This is a genomic window from Pseudomonas poae, from assembly GCF_001439785.1.
GTDB classification, from domain to species: domain Bacteria; phylum Pseudomonadota; class Gammaproteobacteria; order Pseudomonadales; family Pseudomonadaceae; genus Aquipseudomonas; species Aquipseudomonas poae.
In genome coordinates this window covers 420,172-443,601 of record NZ_JYLI01000001.1, presented here as the reverse complement: position 1 = coordinate 443,601, position 23,430 = coordinate 420,172, and the positions used below count along the sequence as shown (strand labels likewise).

The 23,430-nt window shown below is 61.8% G+C and carries 16 protein-coding genes; 6 read left to right on the top strand and 10 right to left on the bottom strand.

The annotated features are described in order from the left end of the window. Positions 1–29 precede the first annotated feature (29 nt). Entirely contained in the window at positions 30–2,567 is a 2,538-nt protein-coding gene (locus TU75_RS01520; protein ID WP_060548023.1) for a PAS domain-containing hybrid sensor histidine kinase/response regulator, read from the bottom strand. A gap of 214 nt (positions 2,568–2,781) precedes the next feature. Here TU75_RS01520 and TU75_RS01515 point away from each other — a divergent pair, with 214 nt between their 5' ends. Further along, positions 2,782–7,443 carry a hypothetical protein gene (locus TU75_RS01515; RefSeq protein WP_141719231.1) on the top strand — a complete coding sequence of 1,554 codons (4,662 nt, stop codon included), beginning with the start codon at positions 2,782–2,784 and terminating at the stop codon, positions 7,441–7,443. A 37-nt stretch (positions 7,444–7,480) separates the two neighbouring features. Here TU75_RS01515 and TU75_RS01510 read toward each other — a convergent pair whose 3' ends face one another. The 9 genes from TU75_RS01510 to TU75_RS01470 all read right to left on the bottom strand — a co-directional run bounded on the left by TU75_RS01510 (position 7,481) and on the right by TU75_RS01470 (position 17,861). After that, on the bottom strand, positions 7,481–8,254 hold the full coding sequence (locus tag TU75_RS01510) for a 3-hydroxybutyrate dehydrogenase (protein ID WP_060548021.1): 774 nt from the start codon (positions 8,252–8,254) through the stop codon (positions 7,481–7,483). A 227-nt stretch (positions 8,255–8,481) separates the two neighbouring features. Next, the gene (locus TU75_RS01505) at positions 8,482–10,053 is read right to left on the bottom strand and encodes an ABC transporter ATP-binding protein (RefSeq protein ID WP_060548020.1); all 1,572 of its coding nucleotides are present in this window, start codon (positions 10,051–10,053) and stop codon (positions 8,482–8,484) included. A 10-nt stretch (positions 10,054–10,063) separates the two neighbouring features. Next, a complete protein-coding gene (locus tag TU75_RS01500) occupies positions 10,064–11,086 on the bottom strand; it encodes an ABC transporter permease (protein ID WP_060548019.1) in 1,023 nt (340 codons plus the stop codon). Further along, positions 11,086–12,144 (bottom strand): microcin C ABC transporter permease YejB, encoded by a 1,059-nt coding sequence (locus TU75_RS01495; RefSeq protein ID WP_060548018.1) that lies wholly within the window; start codon positions 12,142–12,144, stop codon positions 11,086–11,088. The genes TU75_RS01500 and TU75_RS01495 overlap by 1 nt, the downstream gene beginning before the upstream one ends. Further along, on the bottom strand, positions 12,144–14,003 hold the full coding sequence (locus TU75_RS01490) for an extracellular solute-binding protein (RefSeq protein ID WP_060548017.1): 1,860 nt from the start codon (positions 14,001–14,003) through the stop codon (positions 12,144–12,146). Before TU75_RS01490 ends, TU75_RS01495 begins: the two co-directional genes overlap by 1 nt. Before the next feature lie 126 nt (positions 14,004–14,129). After that, a complete protein-coding gene (locus TU75_RS01485; protein ID WP_003238149.1) occupies positions 14,130–14,411 on the bottom strand; it encodes a peptidylprolyl isomerase in 282 nt (93 codons plus the stop codon). Between the two features lie 160 nt (positions 14,412–14,571). Beyond that, positions 14,572–15,420, bottom strand: coding sequence for a metal-dependent hydrolase (locus TU75_RS01480; protein ID WP_060548016.1), 849 nt, complete (start codon positions 15,418–15,420; stop codon positions 14,572–14,574). Between the two features lie 15 nt (positions 15,421–15,435). After that, entirely contained in the window at positions 15,436–16,326 is an 891-nt protein-coding gene (locus TU75_RS01475; RefSeq protein WP_060548015.1) for an SDR family NAD(P)-dependent oxidoreductase, read from the bottom strand. Then, positions 16,323–17,861, bottom strand: coding sequence for a flavin-containing monooxygenase (locus TU75_RS01470; protein ID WP_060548014.1), 1,539 nt, complete (start codon positions 17,859–17,861; stop codon positions 16,323–16,325). Before TU75_RS01470 ends, TU75_RS01475 begins: the two co-directional genes overlap by 4 nt. Positions 17,862–18,061: 200 nt before the next feature. Here TU75_RS01470 and TU75_RS01465 point away from each other — a divergent pair, with 200 nt between their 5' ends. The 5 genes from TU75_RS01465 (at position 18,062) to TU75_RS01445 (ending at position 23,289) form a co-directional block, all read left to right on the top strand. Then, positions 18,062–19,102, top strand: coding sequence for an alpha/beta fold hydrolase (locus tag TU75_RS01465; RefSeq protein ID WP_060548013.1), 1,041 nt, complete (start codon positions 18,062–18,064; stop codon positions 19,100–19,102). A 183-nt stretch (positions 19,103–19,285) separates the two neighbouring features. Beyond that, on the top strand, positions 19,286–20,566 hold the full coding sequence (locus TU75_RS01460; protein WP_015372291.1) for an alkane 1-monooxygenase: 1,281 nt from the start codon (positions 19,286–19,288) through the stop codon (positions 20,564–20,566). Between the two features lie 58 nt (positions 20,567–20,624). Then, positions 20,625–21,119 (top strand): alkane oxidation protein activator PraA, encoded by a 495-nt coding sequence (gene praA, locus TU75_RS01455; RefSeq protein ID WP_003238160.1) that lies wholly within the window; start codon positions 20,625–20,627, stop codon positions 21,117–21,119. 133 nt (positions 21,120–21,252) lie between these two features. Then, a complete protein-coding gene (gene praB / locus TU75_RS01450; RefSeq protein ID WP_032871525.1) occupies positions 21,253–21,756 on the top strand; it encodes an alkane oxidation protein activator PraB in 504 nt (167 codons plus the stop codon). Positions 21,757–21,879: 123 nt separating this feature from the next. Then, positions 21,880–23,289 (top strand): outer membrane protein transport protein, encoded by a 1,410-nt coding sequence (locus TU75_RS01445; protein WP_003238166.1) that lies wholly within the window; start codon positions 21,880–21,882, stop codon positions 23,287–23,289. The last annotated feature ends 141 nt before the right edge of the window (positions 23,290–23,430 follow it).

The following is a 23,430-nucleotide window of genomic DNA, read 5'->3' as shown; positions in this document are numbered from 1 at the left end:
TGGGCGACGGCGCGCGATTATGCCTGAACTCAGTCGGCCACGCCGAGCATGCTGCGGATTTTGGTGGCCAGCAGGTCGATGGAAAACGGCTTGGCCACCATGTCCATACCGTCCTCCAGAAAGCCCTGGCGCTCGGCGGCTTTCTCGGCGTAACCGGTCATGAACAACACGCGCAGACCGGGGCGATGCTGGCGTGCTATTTCCGCCAGTTGCCGGCCGTTCATGCCTGGCAGGCCGACGTCGGTCACCAACAGGTCGACGCGCAAGTCCGACTCCAGCAACGGCAGCGCCGCACGGGCATCCGCCGCCTGGTGCGCGGTGTAGCCGAGTTCGTCGAGCACATTGACCACCAGCATGCGCACCGCCGCGTCGTCCTCGACCACCACCACCGCTTCACCGGCCAGGGCCACCGGCGCTTCGCTCAAGTGCGCCGGCAAACTGTTTTCCAGCGCGGTGCCGTGCAGGCGCGGCAAGTACAGGCGCACGCAGGTGCCCTGGCCCGGTTCGCTGTGGATGGTGACGTGGCCGCCGGACTGCTGGGCAAACCCGTAGATCATCGACAAACCCAGGCCGGTGCCCTGGCCGATAGGCTTGGTGGTGAAGAACGGATCGAACGCCTTGGCGAGGATTTTCGGCGCCATGCCGCTGCCGTTGTCGCTCACGCCCAGCATCACGTAGTCGCCGGCCTTGACCGGTTCGAGGGTAGTGATATCGGTGCCGTCCAGGTAGCTGTTGGCGGTTTCGATCAGCAGTTCGCCGCCATCGGGCATCGCATCGCGGGCATTGATCACCAGGTTGAGCAGGGCATTTTCCAGCTGGCTGGCGTCGGTATTGACCGGCCAGATGTCCTGGCCCAGTTGCACCTTGAGCGAGATGTGCGCGCCTTTGGTACGTTGGAAAAGATCCTCCAGCGACGCCACCAGCTGGTTGGGGTCGGTGGGCTGACGGTCGAGCGATTGGCGCCGCGAGAACGCCAGCAGCCGGTGGGTGAGGGCGGCCGCGCGGTGGGCGGAGGACACGGCAGCATCGGCAAAGCGGCCGATCTCTTCGCTGCGCCCGCCGGCGATGTAGCGCTGCATCAGGTCGAGGCTGCCGATGATGCCGGTGAGCATGTTGTTGAAGTCATGGGCGATGCCGCCGGTGAGCTGGCCCACCGCTTCCATTTTTTGCGCGTGGCGCAGTGCGTCTTCGGCGCGCTCGCGTTCGTACATCTCGTTCTGCAGGCGCTGGTTGGCCTCGGCCAGCGCCTGGGTGCGCTGGGCCACACGTTCTTCGAGGTTCTCGTTGAGGTGGCGCAGGGCTTCTTCGGTGAGCTTGCGTTCGGTCTCGTCGATCACAAAGATATAAAAGCCATTGACCGAACCGTCGTTACTGAAGCGCGGCAGGTACTTCATCAGCGCATGCCGTGGCCGCCCGTCGCGGTGGGGCGTGAGGGTCATGAAGCTGCAGGCCTTGCCGCGCAGGGCTGCGGCGATCTTGTCCTGGCGCCCGGCATACACCTCGTCGCCGAGCACTTCGCGGATGGTCTTGCCGTACAGCTCCTGGGGCGTCATGCCGTACCACTCAAGGTAGGCGCTGTTGTTCAGGCGAAACCGTTGTTCATGATCGACGTAGCCGATCAGCACCGGCATCGCGTTGATGATCAGTTGCAGCTCGGTCTGGCTTTGGCGCAGGGCTTGTTCGGTGTGCTTGCGTTCGGTGAGGTCCAGCGCGGCGCCGAGGAAGCGCGCCGGTCGGCCCTGAGGGTCCTTGTAGCAACGCCCCCGGGCGAACACCCAGCGCACTTCGCCGTCGGCCTGCATCAGGCGGTATTCCTCGGCGTATTCGGTACCGAAGGTGATGCAATGCTTGATGCTGCGCGTGACCATGCCCCGGTCTTCGGGGTGCACGCCCAGCAGGTAATCGCTGATCGGCAGCAGGCTGGCCTGATCGGGGTCGACGCCGTGCAGGAAGGCGAAATGCGCGTCGGCGATAAAGCGGTCTTCGCCGATGTCCCAGTCCCAGGTGCCCACCGCGTCGGTCGCCGCCAGTGCCAGTTGCAGACGTTGCTCGGTGTTGTGCTGGGCCTTGAGGCTGTCTTCGGAGCGCTGTTGCAGCTTGATGGCCTTGAGGCGGCGCTCGTTGGTCTCGATGGCGGTGACCAGGATGCCGGCGACCTGGCGGCTTTCATCGCGCACCGGGCTGTAAGTGAGGTCGAGCCAGATCTCGGTGTCGCGCCCTTCGCGTTGCAGCACAAAGCGCTGGTCGCTGAAGGTACGCACCTGGCCGCCGAGTACGGCGTCGTAGATCGGTGCGGTGAAGTCCTGCAGTTCCGGCCAGGTGAGGTGCGCCGGCTGCCCCAATGCGTGCGGGTGCTTGTTGCCGACCAATTGTGCGAAGCCATCGTTATACAGCTGGATGAGGTGGTGGCCCCACAGCAGGAGCATCGGCATCGGCGAGTGCACGACAATATCCACCGCTGTACGCAGGCTTTGCGGCCACTCATTGGCCTCACCGAGGGGGCTTCGTGCCCAGTCCAGCCGCGCAATCAATGCGCCGGCTTCGCTACCGGTGGATGTTCCATTCATGAAAAAAGCCCTGAGCCTGACGCTTTGAAAAATGACAACACCCATTATCGCGTGGGAAACGGCCGGGTGACTACCCACGGAAAATAGCATGCCCTGAAGATTTTTCTGCAAAACCCCGCCTTTGGGCTGAAACCTTTCATCTTCTGGCCAGTTCGACGCAGTACGCCAACCGCGATCTGATCGCAGGTCCCGGCGTGAGAAAAGTTACATACTTTTGTACTACTGGTCGGCAACCTGTTTTGGATTTTTTACCAATCAAGCGTACGTCAACTATCCGAGTACGGTTCTGATGCTGATCTCCAACACAGGTTTTTCGAATACTTATCCCGCCGACGAGCACCGATTTCCTGATGTACAGCGCCAAGGGGGCGTGGTGGCCTCAGCCTCGCGCGTCGCCCGCTCCACAACATCCGGCGCGCCACCTGCGGCGCAGTTGGCGACTTCGCTCGACGCTTCGGACCGGCAACTGGCTGCCAATTACATCCAGGCGCTGTCGTCCGCGCGATGGACCAACCAAAGCGGCTATCTAGACACTGAGCTTGCGGATATCCCGGCCAGATCAACCTTCGGCAAATGGTGGCAACAGTATCGCGATGCCATGAACAACCCCAACTTCGTGCAGTGGGCCAAGACACGCGGGCTCGACGTTTCCAGCATCCTGCTGGAGCCCCACGCCGGCTTCCTTTCGGCTTTCTTCAACGGTAAAAGAGAGTTTCTGCGACCCGAAACGGATGCGGGATGGAAAGAGGTTTCGGGCCCCATCCTCAGCGTGGCGAGAGTACTCGCGCCTTCACGCAGTGGCACTCGCGTCGTTCTTGGGCCGCCGACTGCCCCCGCGCATCTTGAAGCCATTGGTAATTTTTACGGTGAACCCAACACCGAAAATCCAACCCGGGAACAGGCTCGGGCAAGGGCCGTCCAGATGAGCGCGACCGGTGTCTTCGCGGCCATTCCTGCCAGCGATCCAGAGCGCTCGCAAACCATGCGTGGCCCGCAGGCGCTTGGGGCGCAGCAGCAAGTGCTGGCAGATATCGATGACCACTACAGCGTTGTCATGGGTGAGCCGGATAAGTCCTCTCGTGCCAAGGCAGACAAGGCATTGGCTGCTCAATACGTCGCAGCCCTGCGCAATGCTTCATGGAGCGGCCACCTCACCGAGAGCACGCGCCTGGACGACATCCCCATGCGGTCGACGCTGGGCCACTGGTGGCAACTTTACTGTGATGCCTTTAATAACCCGCAATTCCAGCATTGGGTAAAGGAGAGTGGCCTTGACCTGTCAACGATGGTCATTTCTCCGATTACCAAGGAGGTGTCCGGCGCTTTCAACGACGAGTTCGAAGTCAGAAGCCTGGACAGCGACGCGGGTTGGGCGAGGGTGGCGGCTCCGATCCTGAATGCCGCGGGTGTTGTGTTCGGTCGGCACGACAATTTGATCAAGCCACCTTCCGGCTATCCTGACAACTCGCCCCCGTTGAGGGTGGTGGGCAATTTTCTGGGTCAAGACGCCCAGAACTTCACCAAAGAACAGGCCGCTTCTGCGGCGGACCGGATCGCTGGCACGCCCAGCTTGACCCTGGGGCCCCGCCAGCGCGGCGAACGATATTCACTGGAGGCGCTCGGCACTCAGCAACTGGCATTGGCCAATGCTCGCGACCGCTACAACCTGATCCAGGGCCTTACCAGGGTTGTCACGTCACTGCCGCCTCAAGCGGCGAGCAATTTGAATGGCCTGCTCGATAGCACAACGTTTGACGTGCATCCACATTCATCATTCGGGCAGTCCCACAGCGTCCAGCCGGGTCCTACGGTCAGCCTCAGACAGTTTCTTCAGGGCAGTGGCTTGAGCGTCCCAGGCAACCGTGAGCAGGTGGCGAACCTTCTCACCGTGCTGGCTTCGCCGCTGCCCAAACCGTCAGCGCGGGATAATTATTGGCGGTTGTTAAGCCCATTTACCTTTAGCCGCGAGCCAAGAGCACTGATTCAGACCTGGAGCACTCAGGCGCTTGACTCCGCCCTGTACAAGCGGGTCTTTGAGGAAACTGACCAAACCCGTGAGCACTATCCGACTGCTCAGAGACTCAAACAGCTGGTGTCCAGCCCGCAGGCCAATGCGCTGGGCGAATCGTTGCGGGTCACGCTGCAAGGTAAAACCGATGCGACGGGCGGCGCGGAGTGGGCGGCGGCAGCAATCGTACTCAGTCTGGATCCGCTGGCCGGCACGCAACGTAACAGGGTGGCCGGCTACGATCTGGCCGGGCAGGGCAATTGGGGCAAGACGCCGGCAGCCATTGTCGACGATCTGACCAGGCATCTGGTCGTTGAAGGCAGCGTCAGCCAGTCAATGGCGCCTGTCGCGACCCGATTGCTGCTGGCCGGAACCGCCCCTGAGCTTCTGGTTGCGGATGTGCCCGCCGACCTGGTCTATGGCTCTCACACATGGGCCAGCTTCAGCATCGCCGTGGCGCGTATCGAAAAAATATTCCCTGGCGCGTCACAATCCATGACCTTCAAGCAGATCATGACGTTCGGCAGCACTCAGCCGATTTCGCCCAGTGAGCACGTCATGCAGGCTGAAGCGCAACGCAATGCGATGGTGGATTGGGGTGTCGTCAATGGAATGATTGCGAAACGCTCGGACGATACCTATTCGAACGCAGAGATCGAACTGGCGCGAAGCCGATTCAACCAACAACTCTCCCAACTGATCGCGGCCAGTAATGCCCAGCAGGCGGCCGTGCCCTCACGCAGGGATATGGCGCTGGCGCAATTGAAAGCCACGTTCGGTGACACCATCGACTACGAAAAACGGTCGATCAGGCACGCGCCCTCTCTGACCCGGCCAGAGCTGCTTGGCATCCAGATGAGCCTGATATTCCAGTTGGAGGATGTGTGGGCCGAGCATTTTTCAATCCTGGAGCTCTACATGGCGGGCGTGTTGGATAATCCAGACGCCAAGTGGGTACCCGATGATGAGAAAATTCCGTTTGATCGTATAAAAAATGCCGCCAGCACGCTGCCGGTTATCGGACAACGTTTTGATGAAAGTATGGATCGCTACAGTGAAAAGCTGAAAAGCTCTGTGGCCGTGAATATCCAGAACATGATTGCCCGTTTGCCGCTGAAGGATCGCAGAAACTTTGAATTTGGCACCCCCACGTTATATTCGGCTCGCGAAGGGTTTTTCGTTAACTCGCGCGAGGACTATGCCGATCAGGCTGCCTCACATAAAGGGCATTACGGCTTGATCATCCGTACTCGAAGAACATCACCGCCAACAGACTACGAACTGTTTCCGGGCAAGGGCATATTGCAGAAAAAAACCGGCTTGCCGGACCCGCTCCCGTTGGGCCCGAGCAACGCCAATGAGGCCCCCATGGTGTTCAGCGGCGGGGTGACGCAGGGCGAGGAAGCTGGCCAGCCTTTTGCACTTGACTTCAAGGCTTACCAGGAGGGGACAAGCCCCAGGACGCGTTCGGTATATACAAATATTATTCTTGACGAGGTTCGCGTTTCGGCCAAAGAGGACGCACAGTCGCTATCCAGTGATGAACCCGCCGATACCGACAGTGTTCCGAGAAGTTTTTTCACCCGCAACACGAAAAAACTGGCGCAAAGCGCCGCTGATTTTTTTCTTTTCAACCTTGAAACGCTCAAGAACGAAGCGAAAGGCGTCACCCACTATGAGCGCGTGGAGAAGTCTGAAAAAGACATCAAAGATACCCTCTTCAGGATGATTCCGTTCGTGGCAGCCGCGCAGGCAGCGAAAGAGGGCAACTATGTCGAGGCCTTTGCAGACGCGGGGCTCGATGTGTTCGGGTTTCTGGTCCCCGAATACAAACTCGCCGAAGAAGGTGAGGGGCTTTTAGTGAAAGCCGGCAGCAAGCTTGTCGGGTCGTTGAGTGAGGCAGGCGCCGAGACGAAAATCGCATCAAAGGTGGCGCTGATCGACAACATTGGCGAATTGTCGGCGGGTGGCTATGACATCAACCGTCAGCGTCGCTTGAGCCCTTTGCAGTTGAATGAGCTTGCACAGCGACCGGATATTGCCATGGGATCCGTGGGGGCAGGCGGTGAACCCATCTCCGTTGTCGCGCAATTCGATGACGCCTCGCAAAAATGGTATGCCTATGATGCACAGACGGCTCAGGCCTATGGCCCGCCGCTGAGTGATTTCACCCCCGAGACCTCTGCGCCACTGACCGCCGAACCCGCGCTGACGCCCGGTGCCGCCACCTTGCTGGATCGCGGTTTGGCACAGGACAACCTCATACAGATGGGAGGCGCGATGAAAGACCTGAAATTCATTGGCAGCGAAGTCCACACCTTCACCGACGTTTATAAAGGGCGTAAACGTCTTAACATCGTGGCCCACGGCACTCGACGCGATTGGGTCGACAAGCTGTTGCGCAATGGCTCCGAGGTAGTGATCGATGGAAAAGCCTATAACGCCAATCAGATGGTAGATCTGCTGAAAAACAAAGGCGTTGACCCTGCTGATTTTGACAATGTGCGGCTGTTGATCTGTCACTCGGCAGAAGGCAAGGGACACTCGTTCGCAAGCCAGTTTCAAAAAGCAATCAACCGACCGGTGAAAGCGTTCGAGGGGACGGTGGCGATTCACAACGGGTCGACGTCCATCACGTCCTCCCGTAACCAATTGCTGAGCCACTATGCCAACCAGTACCCGGGCCTGACGGACGTTGCCGCGCAACAGCTCGCTGACAGCCAGTTGAAGCGTGATTTTGTCAACAAAGTCACGCAGCACGTGGAAAAGAGGCACGGTGATTTGATCTTGATCAACACGGCGGGCGTGGGTCAGCCGCCCAAACATGCCCTGCAGAAAATCAACTACGTACCGCGTCACTTTTCATAAGGCTGACCTTGGCCCCCGCCTCTTGCAGGTCGGGGGTTCATTGCGCCAGCCAGCCACCGTCAATATTCCACGCGGCGCCGCGTACCTGGCTACCGGCGTCGCTGCACAAGAACAGCACCAGCTCACCCAACTGCGGCGGCGTGACGAACTCAAGCGACGGCTGTTTTTCGGCGAGCAAGTCATGCTGCGCCTGCTGCGGGTCGGCGCCCTTGGCGATGCGATCATCGATCTGCTTTTGTACCAGCGGGGTCAACACCCAGCCCGGGCAGATCGCATTGCAGGTGACGTTGCTGGCAGCCGTCTCCAGGCCCACCACCTTGGTCAGGCCGATCACGCCGTGCTTGGCCGCCACATACGCGGCCTTGCCCACCGAACCGACCTGACCATGCACCGACGCGATATTGACGATGCGCCCCCAGCCTTTGGCCTTCATGCCCGGCAGGCTCAGGCGCGTGGTGTGGAACACCGAGGACAGGTTGATTGCGATGATCGAATCCCAGCGCTCCACCGGGAAATCCTCCACCGCCGCCATGTGTTGGATGCCGGCATTGTTGACCAGAATATCCACCCCGCCGAATTCGCGCTCAGCGTAGGCGAACAGGTCGGCCAGTTGCGCGGGGTCACTGACGTCGGCCGGGTGATGCCCCGCCTTGCCGCCGAACGCCTGCACCTGGGCGATCACTGCGGCGGCGTCGCCGAAGCCGTTGAGAATCAAGTCGGCACCGGCCTCGGCCAGGCTCAGCGCGATCCCCAGGCCGATGCCGCTGGTGGAGCCGGTGACCAGGGCGGTCCTGCCATGCAAATTCGTCATAAAAACCTCACATAATTGCGTGGTGGCGAGCGGGCTTGTCCTACTGCCGTTGAGTTAAGCGCAGATTCCCTGTGGCGAGCAGGCTTGTCCTGCGTTGGGCTGCACAGCAGCCCCAAAACCAGGTGCTGAGCCGGATCAGGTACACCGCGTTTTGCTGGAATGGGGGCGCTTCGCACCCCAACGCGGGGCAAGCCCGCTCGCCACAAGTGGTGGGTATCCTGTCTTTCTTACTGCGCAATGTGCGCGGCGGCCAGGAGTTCACGGGTGTAAGGGTGCTGCGGCGCGTCGAACACCTGACGGCTGGGCCCGCGTTCCACCACCTTGCCGTCCTTGACCACGATCATGTCGTGGGCCATGGCGCGTACCACCGCCAGGTCATGGCTGATAAACAGATACGTCAGGCCGTATTTTTCCTGAAGCTCGCGCAGTAGCGCCACCACCTGTTTCTGCACTGTGCGGTCCAGCGCCGAGGTGGGCTCGTCCAGCAGCATCAGCGCCGGCTTGAGCACCAGCGCGCGGGCGATGGCGATGCGTTGGCGCTGGCCGCCGGAGAATTCGTGGGGGTAGCGATGCCGGCTGGCCGGGTCCAGGCCCACGTCCTTGAGCACCTGGATCACTTGCGCGTCGCGTTCGGCCAGGCTGCACGGTGCGTGCACTTCCAGCCCTTCGCTGATGATCTGCTGCACCGACAGGCGCGGGCTGAGGCTGCCATAAGGGTCCTGGAACACCACCTGCATCTGTTTGCGCCACGGGCGCATCTGCTGATGGCTGAGGGGATCGAGGGCTTCGCCCTGGAAGCGAATGCTGCCGGTGGAATCGAGCAAGCGCAGAATCGCCTGGCCCAGGGTGGATTTGCCCGATCCCGATTCGCCGACGATGCCCAGGGTCTTGCCGCGTTGCACGCTGAGGCTGATGGCGTCCACCGCCTGCAGGTACGTCTTGCGGCGAAACAGCCCTGCGCCCAAGGCAAATTTCACGCTCAGGTCGTCCACCTGCAACACGGTTTCGCGGGTGTCGCTGCCCAAGGCTTCACCCGAGGGCTCGGCGTCGAGCAGCAACCGGCTGTAAGGGTGCTGCGGCGCGGTGAACAAGGTTTCGCAGTCGGCCTGCTCGACAATCTCGCCGGCCCGCATCACGCACACGCGCTGGGCAATGCTGCGCACCAGGTTGAGGTCGTGACTGATCAGCAGCAGCGACATGCCCAGGCGCTGCTGCAGCGACTTGAGCAGCAGCAGGATCTTGCGCTGCACGGTCACGTCCAGCGCGGTGGTGGGTTCGTCGGCGATCAGCAGTTGTGGCTCGCAGGCCAGGGCCATGGCGATCATCACCCGCTGGCGCTGGCCGCCGGACAGTTGGTGCGGGTAGGCCTTGAGGCGCTCCCGGGGTTTTTGAATGCCCACCAGTTCGAGCAGTTCGAGGATGCGCGCCTGCGCCGCCTTGCCGCCCAGGCCCTTGTGCAACAGCAGGGTTTCGCCGATCTGCTTTTCGATGCTGTGCAGCGGGTTGAGCGAGGTCATCGGCTCCTGGAAGATCATTGCAATGCGGTTGCCGCGCAGTTTCTGCAAGGTGGCCGGCGCTGCGCCGATCAATTGCTGGTCACGGTATTTCACCGAGCCGGTGGTGTGGGTGCCGGCTTCGGGCAGCAGTTGCAGGATCGAGTGGGCGGTCACCGATTTGCCCGAACCCGACTCGCCCACTAGCGCCAGGCATTCGCCCTCGCGCACGTCCAGGCTGAGGTTGTGCACCACGGTCTGGCCGTTGAACGCGACGCACAGGTCGCGGATTTCGATGAGGTTCATAGGCAGTCACTCATGAGCGGGGGTCGAAGGCATCCCGTAGGGCCTCGCCGATAAACACCAGCAACGACAGGATCAGCGCCAGGGTAAAAAACGCCGTCAGGCCCAGCCACGGCGCCTGCAGGTTCTGCTTGCCCTGGGCGATCAGCTCGCCCAGCGACGCGCTGCCGGCGGGCATGCCGAAACCGAGGAAATCCAGCGCGCTCAAGGTGGAAATCGCGCCGGTGAGGATAAACGGCAGGTAGCTCAAGGTGGCGGTCATCGCATTGGGCAGAATATGCCGCCTGATGATCTTGCCGTCGCCCAGCCCCAGGGCGCGCGCGGCCTTGACGTATTCCAGGTTGCGCCCGCGCAGGAACTCGGCGCGCACCACGTCTACCAGGGCCAGCCAGGAAAACAGCGCCATGATCCCCAGCAGCCACCAGAAGTTGGGCTCCACAAACCCCGACAGGATGATCAGCAGGTACAGCACCGGCAGCCCCGACCACACTTCAAGGATGCGTTGCCCGAGCAGGTCCACCCAGCCGCCGTAGTAACCCTGCAAGGCCCCGGCGGCAATGCCGATGGCCGCGCTGATGGCGGTGAGCGCCAACGCAAACAGGATCGATACGCGCGCGCCGAAGATCACCCGCGCCAGCACATCGCGGGACTGGTCATCGGTGCCCAGCCAGTTCACCGCCGAGGGCGGGCTGGGGGCAGGGCGGGTCAGTTCGTAGTTGGGCGTGTCGTCGCTGAACGGGATCGGCGGGAACAGCATCCAGCCGTCGTTCTGCTTGATCAGTGTTTGCACGTAGTCACTGCGGTAGTCGGCCTGGAACGGCAACTGCCCGCCGAACTGCTGCTCGGTGTAACGCTTGAACACCGGAAAATACAGCTCGTTCTTGAAACTCAGCACCAGTGGTTTGTCGTTGGCGATCAGCTCGCCGCCGAGGGTGAGGATGAACAGGCCGATGAACAGCCACAGCGACCACCAGCCCCGGCGGTTTTTCTTGAAACGCTCGAAGCGCCGGCGTGCCACGGGAGACAGATTGAGCATCAGGCGTTCCTCGCGGCGAAGTCGATACGCGGGTCCACCAGGGTGTAGCAGAGGTCACCGATGAGTTTTATCAGCAGGCCGAACAGGGTGAAGATGAACAACGAGCCGAACACCACCGGGTAGTCCCGCGATACCGCCGCTTCGTAGCTCATGCGGCCCAGGCCGTCGAGGGAGAAAATCACCTCGATCAGCAGGGAACCGGCGAAGAACACGCTGATGAACGCCTGGGGAATGCCCGAAATCACCAGCAGCATCGCGTTGCGAAACACGTGGCCGTAGAGCACCCGGCGTTCGCTCAGGCCCTTGGCGCGGGCCGTCACCACGTATTGGCGGGTGAATTCATTAAGAAACGAGTTCTTGGTGAGGATAGTCAGCGTGGCGAACCCGCCGATCACCAGCGCGGTGACCGGCAGCACCAGGTGCCAGAAGTAATCGGCCACCTTGCCCACGGTGCTCAGTTCGTCGAAGTTGTCCGAAACAAGGCCGCGCACCGGGAACCAGTTCAGCGAGGTGCCGCCGGCGAACACGACGATCAGGAACATCGCGAACAGAAATGCCGGCATTGCGTAGCCGATCACGATGGCGGTGCTGCTCCACACATCGAAGCTGCTGCCGTGGCGCACCGCCTTGCGGATGCCCAGGGGAATCGACACCAGATAGGTGATCAAGGTGGCCCACAGGCCGAGGGAAAGGGTTACCGGCATCTTCTCCAGGATCAGCTCGATCACGGTTTTGCCGCGAAAGAAGCTGTTGCCGAAGTCCAGTTGGGCGTAGTTCCTGAGCATCAGCCACAGACGCTCCGGGGCGGATTTGTCGAAGCCGTACTGCTTTTCGATGTCTTTGATCAGCTTGGGGTCCAGGCCGCGGCTGGCCCGCGAGGCGCCGACGCTTTCACCGGCGCCTGCCCCCACGCCGCCGCCGCCGATCCCCTGCAGGTGGGCGATGGCTTGTTCCACCGGCCCGCCGGGCGCGGCCTGTACGATCACGAAATTCACCAGCAGGATGATCACCAGGGTCGGGATGATCAGCAGCAGGCGCCGCACGATATAGGCAAACATCAGTGGGCACCTGCGCGTTTTTTCAGTTCGGCGGTCATTTGTTCATGGGTCAGCGGCGTGGGACTGATTTCCCACCAGGTTTCCAGGGCTTCGTCATTTTTGGCCTCGATGGCCGGCCGGCCAAAGCGGTTCCACCACGCGGCGGATGTGCCGGGCGGGTAGTAATTGGGGATCCACAGGTAGTTCCATTGCAGCACCCGGTCCAGGGCGTGGGCGTAGGTGAGCATCTGCGCCTGGGTGTCGGCCTTGACCAGGCCTTTGATCAGGCTGTCGACGGCCGGGTCCTTGAGCACCATGTAGTTGTTGGCGCCGGGGTCATGGGCGGCGGCCGAGCCGAAGAAGTTGTACAGCTCCATCCCGGGCGATGTCGTGACTGGAAAACCTGTGACGATCATGTCGTAGTCCCGCGCCATCACGCGGTTGACGTACTGCGAGGAATCGATGCGGCGAATGTTCAGGGTGATGCCGATCTGCGCCAGGTTGCGCTTGTAGGGCAACAGCAGGCGTTCCATGCCGGCCTGGGTGTTGAGAAAGGTGAACTCCAGCGGTTCGCCCTGGGCGTTCACCAGCTTGTCGCCCTCGGGTTTCCAACCGGCTTCTTCCAACAGGGCCAGGGCTTGCAACTGCTTGTCGCGGATCACGCCGCTGCCGTCGGTGACCGGTGCCTTGAACACCTGGGTGAACACTTCGTCGGGCACCTGGCCGCGCAGCGGTTCGAGAATCGCCAGTTCTTCTTTGGTGGGTAACTGGGTGGCGGCCAACGGGCTGTTGGAGAAGTAGCTCTGCTGGCGAATGTAGAGGTTGTGCATCATCTGCCGGTTGGCCCACTCGAAGTCCCACAGCATCGCCAACGCTTTGCGCACGCGGCGGTCCTTGAACAGCGGATTTTGCACATTGAACACGTAGCCCTGGGCCGGTTGCGGCATCTCTTTGGCCAGGTGCGCGCGTTGCAGGCGGCCATCGTCCAGTGCCGGGCCGTTGTAGCCGATGGAATAGCCGGTGGCGGAGAACTCACGGTTGAAATCGTAGGCGCCGCCGCGCAGCACCTGGCGTGCCACTTCGGTGTCGCCGAAGTATTCCAGGCTCAGGTGATCGAAGTTGTACAGGCCACGGCTGACCGGCAGGTCCTTGCCCCACCAGTCAGGGTCGCGGGTAAAGGTGATGGTGCTGCCCGAATCGATCTTGCTGACCTTGTACGGGCCGCTGCCCAATGGCGCTTCATAGCCGCCGCCGTTGGCGAAGTCGCGGGTTTTCCACCAGTGTTCGGGCAGCACCGGCAGGGTGGCCAGATCCAGGGGCAGGGTGCGGTTTTCGTTGCTGGAAAAGTCGAAGCGCACCTGACGCTCGCCTTCGACCTCGACCTGTTTGACGTCGGCGAACAGCGTGCGAAACCGCAGGCTGCCCTGGGTCATCAGCAGGTCGTAGCTGTAGCGCACGTCTTCGGCGGTGATCGGCGTACCGTCGGCAAACCGCGCCTTGGGGTTGAGGTAGAAACGCAATGACAGGCCATCGTCGGCGCGTTCCATTTTTTCTGCGACCAGGCCATAGACCGTATAGGGCTCATCCAGCGAGCGCTGGGCCAGCGGCGAGTAGAGCCAGCCGTCGACCTGGGACACGCCGATGCCTTTGTCGATATAGGGCAGCACGTGGTCGAAGCGGCCGATCTCCAACGCCGAGCGGCGCAGCGTACCGCCCTTGGGCGCATCTGGGTTGGCGTAGTCGAAGTGGCTGAAACCGGCGGGGTACTTGGGCGTCTCGCCGTAGACCGTAAGGTAGGGCTGCGGTGCCGCGTTCACGGCGGTGCTGGTCAGCAGCAGGGCCAGGAGGGAGCCGAGCAGTGGGGTAAAAGCCAATCGCATGGTCAGCCTTGAGCGCCGGGTAAGGAATGAGGGCTGTACGTTAGCGGCTTACGGGGCGTGCGTCACCCCATGCACAACGGCCCACCAGAAGGTGGGCCGTTGTTTGGTGCATCAGCGCTGGCAGGATCAGTCCTGGCGGCTGGTGACTTCCAGCAGGTGGTAGCCGAACTGGGTTTTCACCGGGCCTTGCACGGTGTTGACCGGGGCGCTGAATACCACGCTGTCGAATTCCTTGACCATCTGGCCCGGACCGAACGAACCCAGGTCACCGCCCTGACGGCTGGATGGGCAGCTGGAGTTGGCTTTGGCGACTTCTGCGAAATCGGCGCCGCCTTCGATTTGGGATTTCAGTTCGTTGCACTTTTCTTCAGTGGAAACGAGGATGTGGCGGGCGGTAGCTTTGGCCATTTGAGATAACTCCTTGATGTAAAAAGGGTGAGCGTACTGGATTCAGGTGGTTATTTGTTGGCAAAGTTCCACGGGGTTTCCAATTGGGCGGACGAGCGCGCGCCGGCCCTGTGGCGCATCCGCTCGCCACAGGAATGTTCAACGCGGTATTTGAGGGGTTTTACAGGCTGGCGGATTCGTAGGTGTTGCGCGTCTGTTCGATCTCTTCGACCAGCCCGTCGATGCCCGCCAGGCGGGCGCGGTTGTCATGGTCCCAGGGGTGAAAGCCGGGTTTGAAGTAGTGCAGCCACGGCACCAGCATCCGCGGGAATACCCCTTTGGGGCCGTAGAGGAATTTGCACATGCGCCAGAAACCCTTCAAATGACCGCCGGCCTTGCGGTCGGCAAACAGCAGGCGCACGTGGAAGTCCAGCACTACCAGCCAGAAGAACAGGGTCGTGAACAGCATGGTGCCGGTGCGCAGCAGGTAGCGCTTGGGGCCGGGCGTGATGACGCGGTTCCAGACGTCGAATGCGACGGCCTTGTGCTCGGTTTCTTCGAGGGCGTGCCAGTACCACATCTGCTGGTAGCCCTTGAGTGAATCGCCGAAGCGCGAAGGGTCGCTGAGGAGGATTTCCGCGAGCATCGCGGTGTAGTGCTCAAGGGCGATGGTCACCGCCAGGTTGAAGGACGGCGGCAGGTGTTTTTTCTGCAGGTCGAGGATCACCTTGAGGCGGCGGTCCAGTTTATGCGCCGGCAATCCCGCCGCCTCCAGCAGGTTGTTGTAGGCCACATGTTCGCGACTGTGCATGGCCTCCTGGCCGATAAACCCCTGGATTTCCTTTTTCAGCGCGGGATCGTCGATGCGCGAGCGGTAGTGGCGCACGCTGTCCATGAAAAACAGCTCGCCCTGGGGAAACAGCAGCGACAGCGCATTGAAGAAATGCGTGACGAACGGGCCCTGTTCATGCCAGTTCTTGATGCGCTCGGCAGGCAAGGCAAAACGGATATCGCGACGGATAGGCAGCATGGTGCGTGCTCCTTTTCAGAGACGGGGCTCGTCATTGGGTTCAAATACGGGCCTGCGCGGCTTGGGCGCCATGCGTTTGCTGGCGAACACCACCAGCGCCTGGTAGGCGGCCGGCAGGCAGCGGGCGAGCAGGTCGAGGAAATACGCGTCGCGGCCGATCAGCACGCGGCGCTTGTTTTTGCGTACGCCTTGCAGGATCACCCTGGCGGCCTGGTCAGCGTCGGTGATGAAGAGTTTTTCGAAGTCGGCGCGGGCCTGTTGCTCGCTGTGGATCAGAAAGCCGGTCATGTTCGCGTCGATGCGGCTGCTGCGGCAGATGTCGGTGCGGATGCCGCCGGGGTGCACGCAGGTGGCGGACACGCCGCAGCGTTGCAGATCCAGCTCCTGACGCAGCGCTTCGGTGAAACCGCGCACGGCAAATTTGCTGGCGTTGTAGCCGCTCATGCCAGGCTGGGCGAACAGGCCGAACACGCTGGAGGTGTTGATGACATGCCCGTCGCCGCTGGCCTTGAGGTGCGGCAGGAATGCCTTGGTGCCGTGCACCACGCCCCAGAAGTTGATGCCGAGGATCCATTCCAGGTCGCTGTAGCTCACGCCTTCGACGGTGCTCGACAACGCCACGCCGGCATTGTTGAACACCAGGTTGACGGCGCCATGCTCCGCTGCGCAGCGCGCGGCCCATGCGTCCACTGCCTGGCGGTCGGACACATCCAGCACTTCAGTGGTGACCCGCACCGGCGACAGCGTCGAGGACCGGATCAGCGTCACGGTGTGTTTCAGGCCCTCGCGATTCACGTCCGCCAGCGCCAGGTGGCAACCTTCTCGCGCCAGCGCCAGGGCCAATGCGCGGCCCATGCCGGACGCCGCGCCGGTGATCGCCGCCACGCGGCCGTTGAATGACTTCATGACAGGCTGCCTTCTGCAGTGGGATGGGGCGCGGGCGTTGCGCGCGTGGACGCCGGGACGGGCGCCAGATCGATGCCATAGTCCTTGAGCGCAAAGTGCCGGGTGAGCTGCCTGAAGCGCCAGGTGGAGCCCGGCCACAACGTGGTGTTCTTGCCGGTGCGCGGGTCGAGGTACCAGCTCTGGCAGCCGCCGGTGTTCCAGATGGTGCGCTTGAGCCTGTCCTGCAACTGGCTGTTCCAGGCCTGTTCCACGGCAGGCTTGACGTCCACCGTGGCGATGCGCTCGCGCTGCATCTGGCGCAGCGCGTCGAGGATGTAGGCGACCTGGGCCTCGATCATCAGAATCATCGAGTTATGCCCCAGCCCGGTATTGGGCCCGACGATCAAAAACAGGTTCGGATAGCCCGGTACCGTGGTGCCTTTATAGGCGTGTGCGCCCTCGCGCCAGGCGTCCATCAGGTCGATGCCGTGGCGGCCGATGATGCAGTCGCGGGGCAGGGGATCGCTGGCCTGGAAACCGGTGCCGAAGATCAGGCAGTCGGCCGGGTGCTTGATGCCGTCGGCGGTGATCACGCCGTCGGCTTCGATGCGCAACACCGGGTCGGTCACCACCTCGACATTGCTGCGCGACAGCGCCGGGTAGTAGTCGTTGGAGATCAGCACGCGCTTGCAGCCGATGGTGTAGTCCGGCGTGAGGGTCTTGCGCAGGGATGGTCGCGCAACTTGCCTGCGCAAGTGACGCAGGGCGATTTTCTGCACCATTTTCATCAGACGTGGATGCAGGGCAAAGCCCACCACGCGGCCTTCTAGCGCCCAGTAAAAGGCGCTGCGCACCAGGCGCTGGGTGAAGGGCAGGTGCTTGAACAGCCAGCGTTCGGTGGGTGAGATCGGTCGGTCGGGCTTGGGCATGATCCACGGCGGGGTGCGCTGGAACAGGTCCAGGTGCGCCACCTGCGGCGCAATCTGCGGCACGAACTGGATGGCGCTGGCCCCGGTGCCGATCACCGCGACACGCTTGCCCTTCAGGGAATAGTCGTGATCCCACTGCTGGGAGTGGAAGCGCTTGCCCTTGAAGCTCTCCAGACCCGGGATGTCCGGCAGTGCCGGGCGCGACAGCCCGCCCATGCCCGACACCAGCACCCGCGCGCTCACCTGACGGCCATCGCTGAAGCTCAGTTGCCAGCGCTGCTGGTGTTCATCAAACACCGCGCGTTGCAGGCCCATGCCGAATCGCAGGTAGGGCGCCAGCGCAAAGCGCTGCGCGCACTGCTCAAGATAGGCGCGGATCTCGGCCTGCGGCGCAAATTGCCGCGACCAGTGCGGGTTGGGCGCGAACGAAAACGAGTACACGTGGGACTGCACATCGCAGGCGCAGCCGGGGTAGTGGTTGTCGCGCCAGGTGCCGCCGAGCGTCTCGGCCTGCTCGGCAACGAAAAAGTCAGTGAAGCCGGCCTGCTTGAGTTGGATAGCCATGCACAGGCCGGCAAAGCCTGAGCCGATGATGGCAATGTCGATCGATTCACGCTGGGTATTCATGGGCAGTCCCTCGTAGGCATCGGGTGTGCTCCTGTCGCTGGATGAAACACCATTGCAAAGTAATTTTGAATTACATATTTTAAAAAAGATTTTAAATAATCTACCTGAAAAATTCGCCCACGCCAGGACCTTGTTTGGTATGTGCGCCTCGTCCGACGGACGCGCACGCCATGAATGACGCCCGGCAGCAGGCAAGGACGATGGCTGAGGCCTCGATCAATACCGGTCGGGTCGCCAGCCCCAGGGAAGCGGAGGACGAAGCGATGGCTGTCGAATGGAGTGTGGCTGCGGCGGTGTTTGCCGGCGCCAGCGCGGTGTTGTGGGGCTTGAGTGCCTGGATGACGCGGCGCATAGAAGCGGCCGTGCCGCGCAACGGGCGGGTGGTGGAGGTCAATGGCGAGCGCTTTCATTACGTTGAGGAGGGCAGCGGACCGCCGCTGGTAATGATTCACGGGCTGATGGGCAGCAGTCGCAACCTCACCTACGCCTTGTCCGGCCGGTTGAGTGCGCATTTTCGCGTGATCAGCGTCGACCGCCCGGGCTCCGGCTATTCCACCCGAGGTAAAGGCACGGCGGCGAACCTGCCGGCCCAGGCGCGGCAGATCGGCGACTTTATAAACACATTGGGCCTGGATAAACCGCTGGTGCTGGGCCATTCCCTTGGCGGCGCGATTGCCCTGGCGCTGGCCCTTGACCATCCCGAGACGGTGTCCGGCCTCATTCTGGTAGCGCCGTTGACGCACCCCCAGCGCCTGTTGCCGCCGGTATTCCTGTCCCTGGCCGTGCGCCCGGCGTGGTTGCGCCGCTGGGTGTCGCACACGCTGACCCTGCCCATCGGCCTGTTGACGCAACGCTCGGTGGTCGGGGGCGTGTTCGCGCCTGATGCCGCACCGGCCGATTTCGCCACCCGAGGCGGCGGCTTGCTGGGCATGCGTGCGGACAATTTCTACGCGGCCTCCACCGAGATCAACCAGGTCAACAAGGACCTGCCGCACATGGTGGCGCGCTATGCGCAACTGACCCTGCCGATCGGGCTGATCTATGGCGCGCAGGACAAGGTGCTCGACTTGCGCAAACACGGCCAGGCCCTGGCCAGCAAGGTGCCCGGGCTCAAACTGCAGGTGGTGGAGGGGTGTGGGCACATGCTGCCGATCACGGCCAGCGAACGCGTGGCGGCATTGGTGGAGCAGGTCGCGAGACGACTCCCCGGTCACGCAAAAAGGGTTCAAGAAACTGGTTGACGACCTAACGGTTCCGCGCTATTTATTTAAAAAAATTATTTCAATGTGTAATTTGAAACAGTTTTTGCAATGCCTAAGAGCGAATAAAATAATGAAAAAAACGCCTTTTATCGCATGGCCGACCGCAGTAGATCGTCGGTGCTTCCTGAACCCGCTTGCCGCTCAGCGTGCGCGGAGGTTGCCATGAATCAGACCTTGGCAGCGCCCGGCGTGTGGACCGACGGCAAGCGCCTCCTGTGGTGGCTGGGCATCATGCCGCTGGCCACGCCCTTGCTCTCCGGTGCCCTGGCCATCGCCACCGGCGTGCAATCGTTGTGGTGGGTGGGTGTGCTGGTGATCTTCGGTCTGATCCCCCTCATCGACGGTCTGCTCGGCGAAGACATCAGCAACCCGCCCGAATCCGCCGTCAGTCACCTAGAAAGCCAAAGCTACTATCGCTGGATCGTCTACATCGGTGTGCTGTTCGTGATCGCTTCGGTGGTGGTCACCGGTTGGCTCGCGGCCGGCGGCATCGACTGGATCATCAACGGCGGCCTGCTACGGGCCACCGCGACGCTGGATCCCGCGAGCGGGTTGGCAAAAGCCGCCGCCTTTATTACCGCGCGCACCGAGTTGCACGGCGCGATCAGCTGGTTCACCTACCTGGGCATGGCGATGTCCACCGGCGCGGCCACCGGCATTGCCATCAATACGGCCCATGAGCTGGGCCACAAGCCCCGCCCGCTCGAGGTGTTTTTAGCCAAAGTGACCCTGGCGCCGACCTTCTACGGGCACTTTTACACCGAACACAACCGTGGCCATCACGTACGGGTTGCCACCCCGGAAGACCCTGCCAGTTCCCGGCTGGGCGAAAGTTTCTGGGCCTTCCTGCCGCGTTCGGTGTGGTTCAGCGCCCGCTCGGCGTGGAACCTGGAGCGTGAACGCTTGCGCAAACTCGGCCTGCCAGCCTGGCACTGGAAAAACGCCGTGTTGAGCGCGTGGATGTACAGCGTGGTGTTGTGGGGCGCGATGATTGCTTGGCTGGGGGCTGCGGTGATTCCGTTCCTGATCATTCAGGGCGTGTACGGCTTGTCGCTGCTGGAGGTGGTCAACTATGTCGAGCACTACGGCCTCAAGCGCCAGAAGTTGCCCAATGGCCGTTACGAACGTTGCTCGCCGCGCCATTCGTGGAACAGCAATCGCATCGTCACCAATATCTTTCTGTTCCAGTTGCAGCGGCATTCGGACCATCACGCCAATCCCACCCGCAGTTACCAGTCGCTGCGTCACTTCGATGAGTCGCCGCAACTGCCCTACGGCTACGCCAGCATGATCGTCTGGGCCTATGTGCCGTACCTGTGGCGCCGCCGCATGGACCACCGCGTGCTCAAGCATTACGCCGGTGATATTTCCCTGACCAATCTTCAGCCGTCACAGCGCGCGAAGTATCTGCACAAGTACGGTCGAAGCGCTGCGCCCCTGTGAGGTCGCAACAACCTTGTATGACCCGAACAACAATAATTTCAAGGGAAGGACATCCACCATGCAAACACCTGCCAGGTTCATCACCCACACCGTTCTGGCCGCGTTGGGCCTGATCGTCTATCACCAGGCGCAGGCCGCGCGCATCGAGCCCGCCGGCAGTGCCTTCACGGCCCAGGGCCCAATCAGTTTTTCCAAGGGCAAGCTGATCAGCGCCGACTGCACCATCAAGGTCGCCGGCAAGGTCGCGGCTGATGGCTCCTCCGTGAATGTCGACAAGGTCGAGTTCGACGGCGGCCTCAAGTGCAGCCGCGTCGAGGCTATCAACCTGCCGTGGGTGCTGGTCGCCAGGGACACGCAAAGCGGCGCCATGTCCAGAATCAGCGTCGACGTGCACGCCTTCGGTCTGGGCGGCAAGTGCGGCCCATCGACCGCCGAGGGCACCTGGGACAACGCCACCGGCAAGCTGGAAGCCCGCGATGTGCCGATTGGCGAAGACTGCAGGATCAAGTCCGTGTCGATCAAGATGCCGCCCACCTTCAAAGTGGTCGATTGAGTACTCCGATTTGTTAAGCGGTAAATGCATTGAAATTTGGCTGGAAAGGGAAGTTCTGCAGTTTCACCGTGACCTCTCGTTCATGGCCATTACCCCTGGCGAAATGATTCGCCATAACATGTGAGGAAAAACAATGAAAAGCTTGAAAACCCTCGTTTGTGCAACTTCGTTTGCCCTGTGCTTTAGCGCGGCGTCGATGGCGAATGCGGCAACGATCGCGCCTGCCGGTGCCGGCTTCTCGACAGCAGGCTCCATCACGGTGACGTCGCCTGCCTCGTTGAACCTGCCGGTCACGTGCAACATCACCTTCACCGGGACCGTCGCCGCCAACGGTGCGAGTGCCGCGATCACCGGCGCCTCGGTCAGTGGCTCCAACTCCCTGTGCAGTGTGCCGGTGCTGCAAGGCCTGCCCTGGACGCTGAGCGTCGCCAGCGGTGGCCCGGACGCCTTTACCGGCACGGTTGCCGGGGTGAACTTCAAGATCCTCAACGACTGCTCCTCTGCGCCAGTCACCATCAGTGTGAACTGGAGCAACTCCACCAACACCCTGAGCGTGCCGAGCGCCCAGACCGTGGGCCGCTGCAAGATCACTGCGCTGACCGCCGTGCCTAACCCTGCGTTCACCGTGACGCCCTGAGGGCCCGGAGCGCTTGACGTGATGATCACACGTTGAAACACGCAAGTGCCTCGCAAGAGGCACTTGCTGCGGCAGGCCAGGTCGGGACAGCCGAGCCTGGAGGATAAAAATAAGGAGTGGAGCATGAATAACAAGAAACGGCAGGCCCGCACATTGTTGAGCCTGGCAGTCCTCGGCGGCCTTATCGGTGCGACAGGGCAGACGCAAGCCGGCGGTTTTGCAACGCCGACCTTCGGCGCTCCCGGATGGGGGCGTGCCTTTGGTGGCGGCTCGCTGTTCCAGAACGATCCTTCGGCGGCCTATAACAACCCGGCGGCCATGGCCTTTATCGATCGTAATATTTCGCAGTTCACCGTTGATTACGCGCGCATCAACGTCAAATACAAGGGCACGGCCAAGGACTATGCCGGCAATGAGCCGGCGAGCGTCGACCCCACGGACTTCAGTTCCACGCCCCGCACCGGCGATGGTGGTCAGGGCGGTTTTACCGCGTGGCTGCCAACCGGCTTCATGGTGATGCCGATCAACGATCGCTTTGCCTTCGGCTTGAGCCAAGTGGTGCCCATGGGCGCGCGTACCACGTGGGACCAGGATTGGATCGGCCGCGACTTTGCCGTCGACACCCGCATTGAAACGGTCGGTGTCACCGGCTCCCTGTCGTTCAAGGTCAACGATCAGTTCTCGGTGGGTGGCGGCGCCATCGTCCAGCACACCAAGGGCTTCGTGAGCCAGAACCTCGACCTGTATTCGGCCGCGGCCCTGTCGCCGAACATCGGTCTGCCGTTTCCCTCCGGCGTCGGCTCCGCGTTGATGCGCGTGAAGGTGGATAACACCTCGGTGGGCTGGTTCGCCGGTGTGGTCTGGAAACCGACCGAGTTCGACACCCTGGGCCTGAATTACCACGCCAAAATCAAGAACAAGCTGGAGGGCAAATACAACATCTACGCCGACGAGGCCAACAGGACGCTGATCGAAAGCGGCCTGCCGTCGCTGGCCTATCCCGGGCTGAACCTCAATGCCAACGGCGCCAATGCCTCGGCGCAACTGGACGTACCGGCCAACGCCTCCGTCGACTGGGTCCACCAGTTCAATGACCGCCTGACATTGGGCGCCAGCGTCACCTGGACCCAGTGGTCGTCGTTCAAGGCGCTGACATTGAAGTCCGACGGCGAACAGATCGTGTCCATTCCCTACAACTACAAGGACGCCTGGATGGTGTCGCTGGGCGGTGACTACAAATTCACCGACGACTTCACCTTCCGCGCCGGCGTGGCCACCGACCAGACGCCCACGCGCAACTCCACGCGCGACCCGCGTATCCCCGACGGGGACCGGATTTTTGCGTCCCTGGGCTTTGGCTACAACATCCGCGCCATTCCCGGTTTGAGCATCGACGGTGCCTACTCGCGGCAATTCGTCGAGAAAGCCAAACTCAGGACGCAAAACCAGGATCGTCTCGGTGGGGCCACGTTGGACGGCAAGGCCGATGCGAAGGGCGAAGTGGTCAGCTTGTCGGCGACCTACGCGTTCTGATCCTGTCGCCATGGCGCGCGCAGGCGATCCATGGCGTGTCAATTGAGTGAAAGGCGGCTGACAGGGTCGGCTGCTTTTTTTGGTCCAGTCATTAAATAAAAATTTCAAAGTTTAATTTGAATTTGCTCCATCCTGAAATCG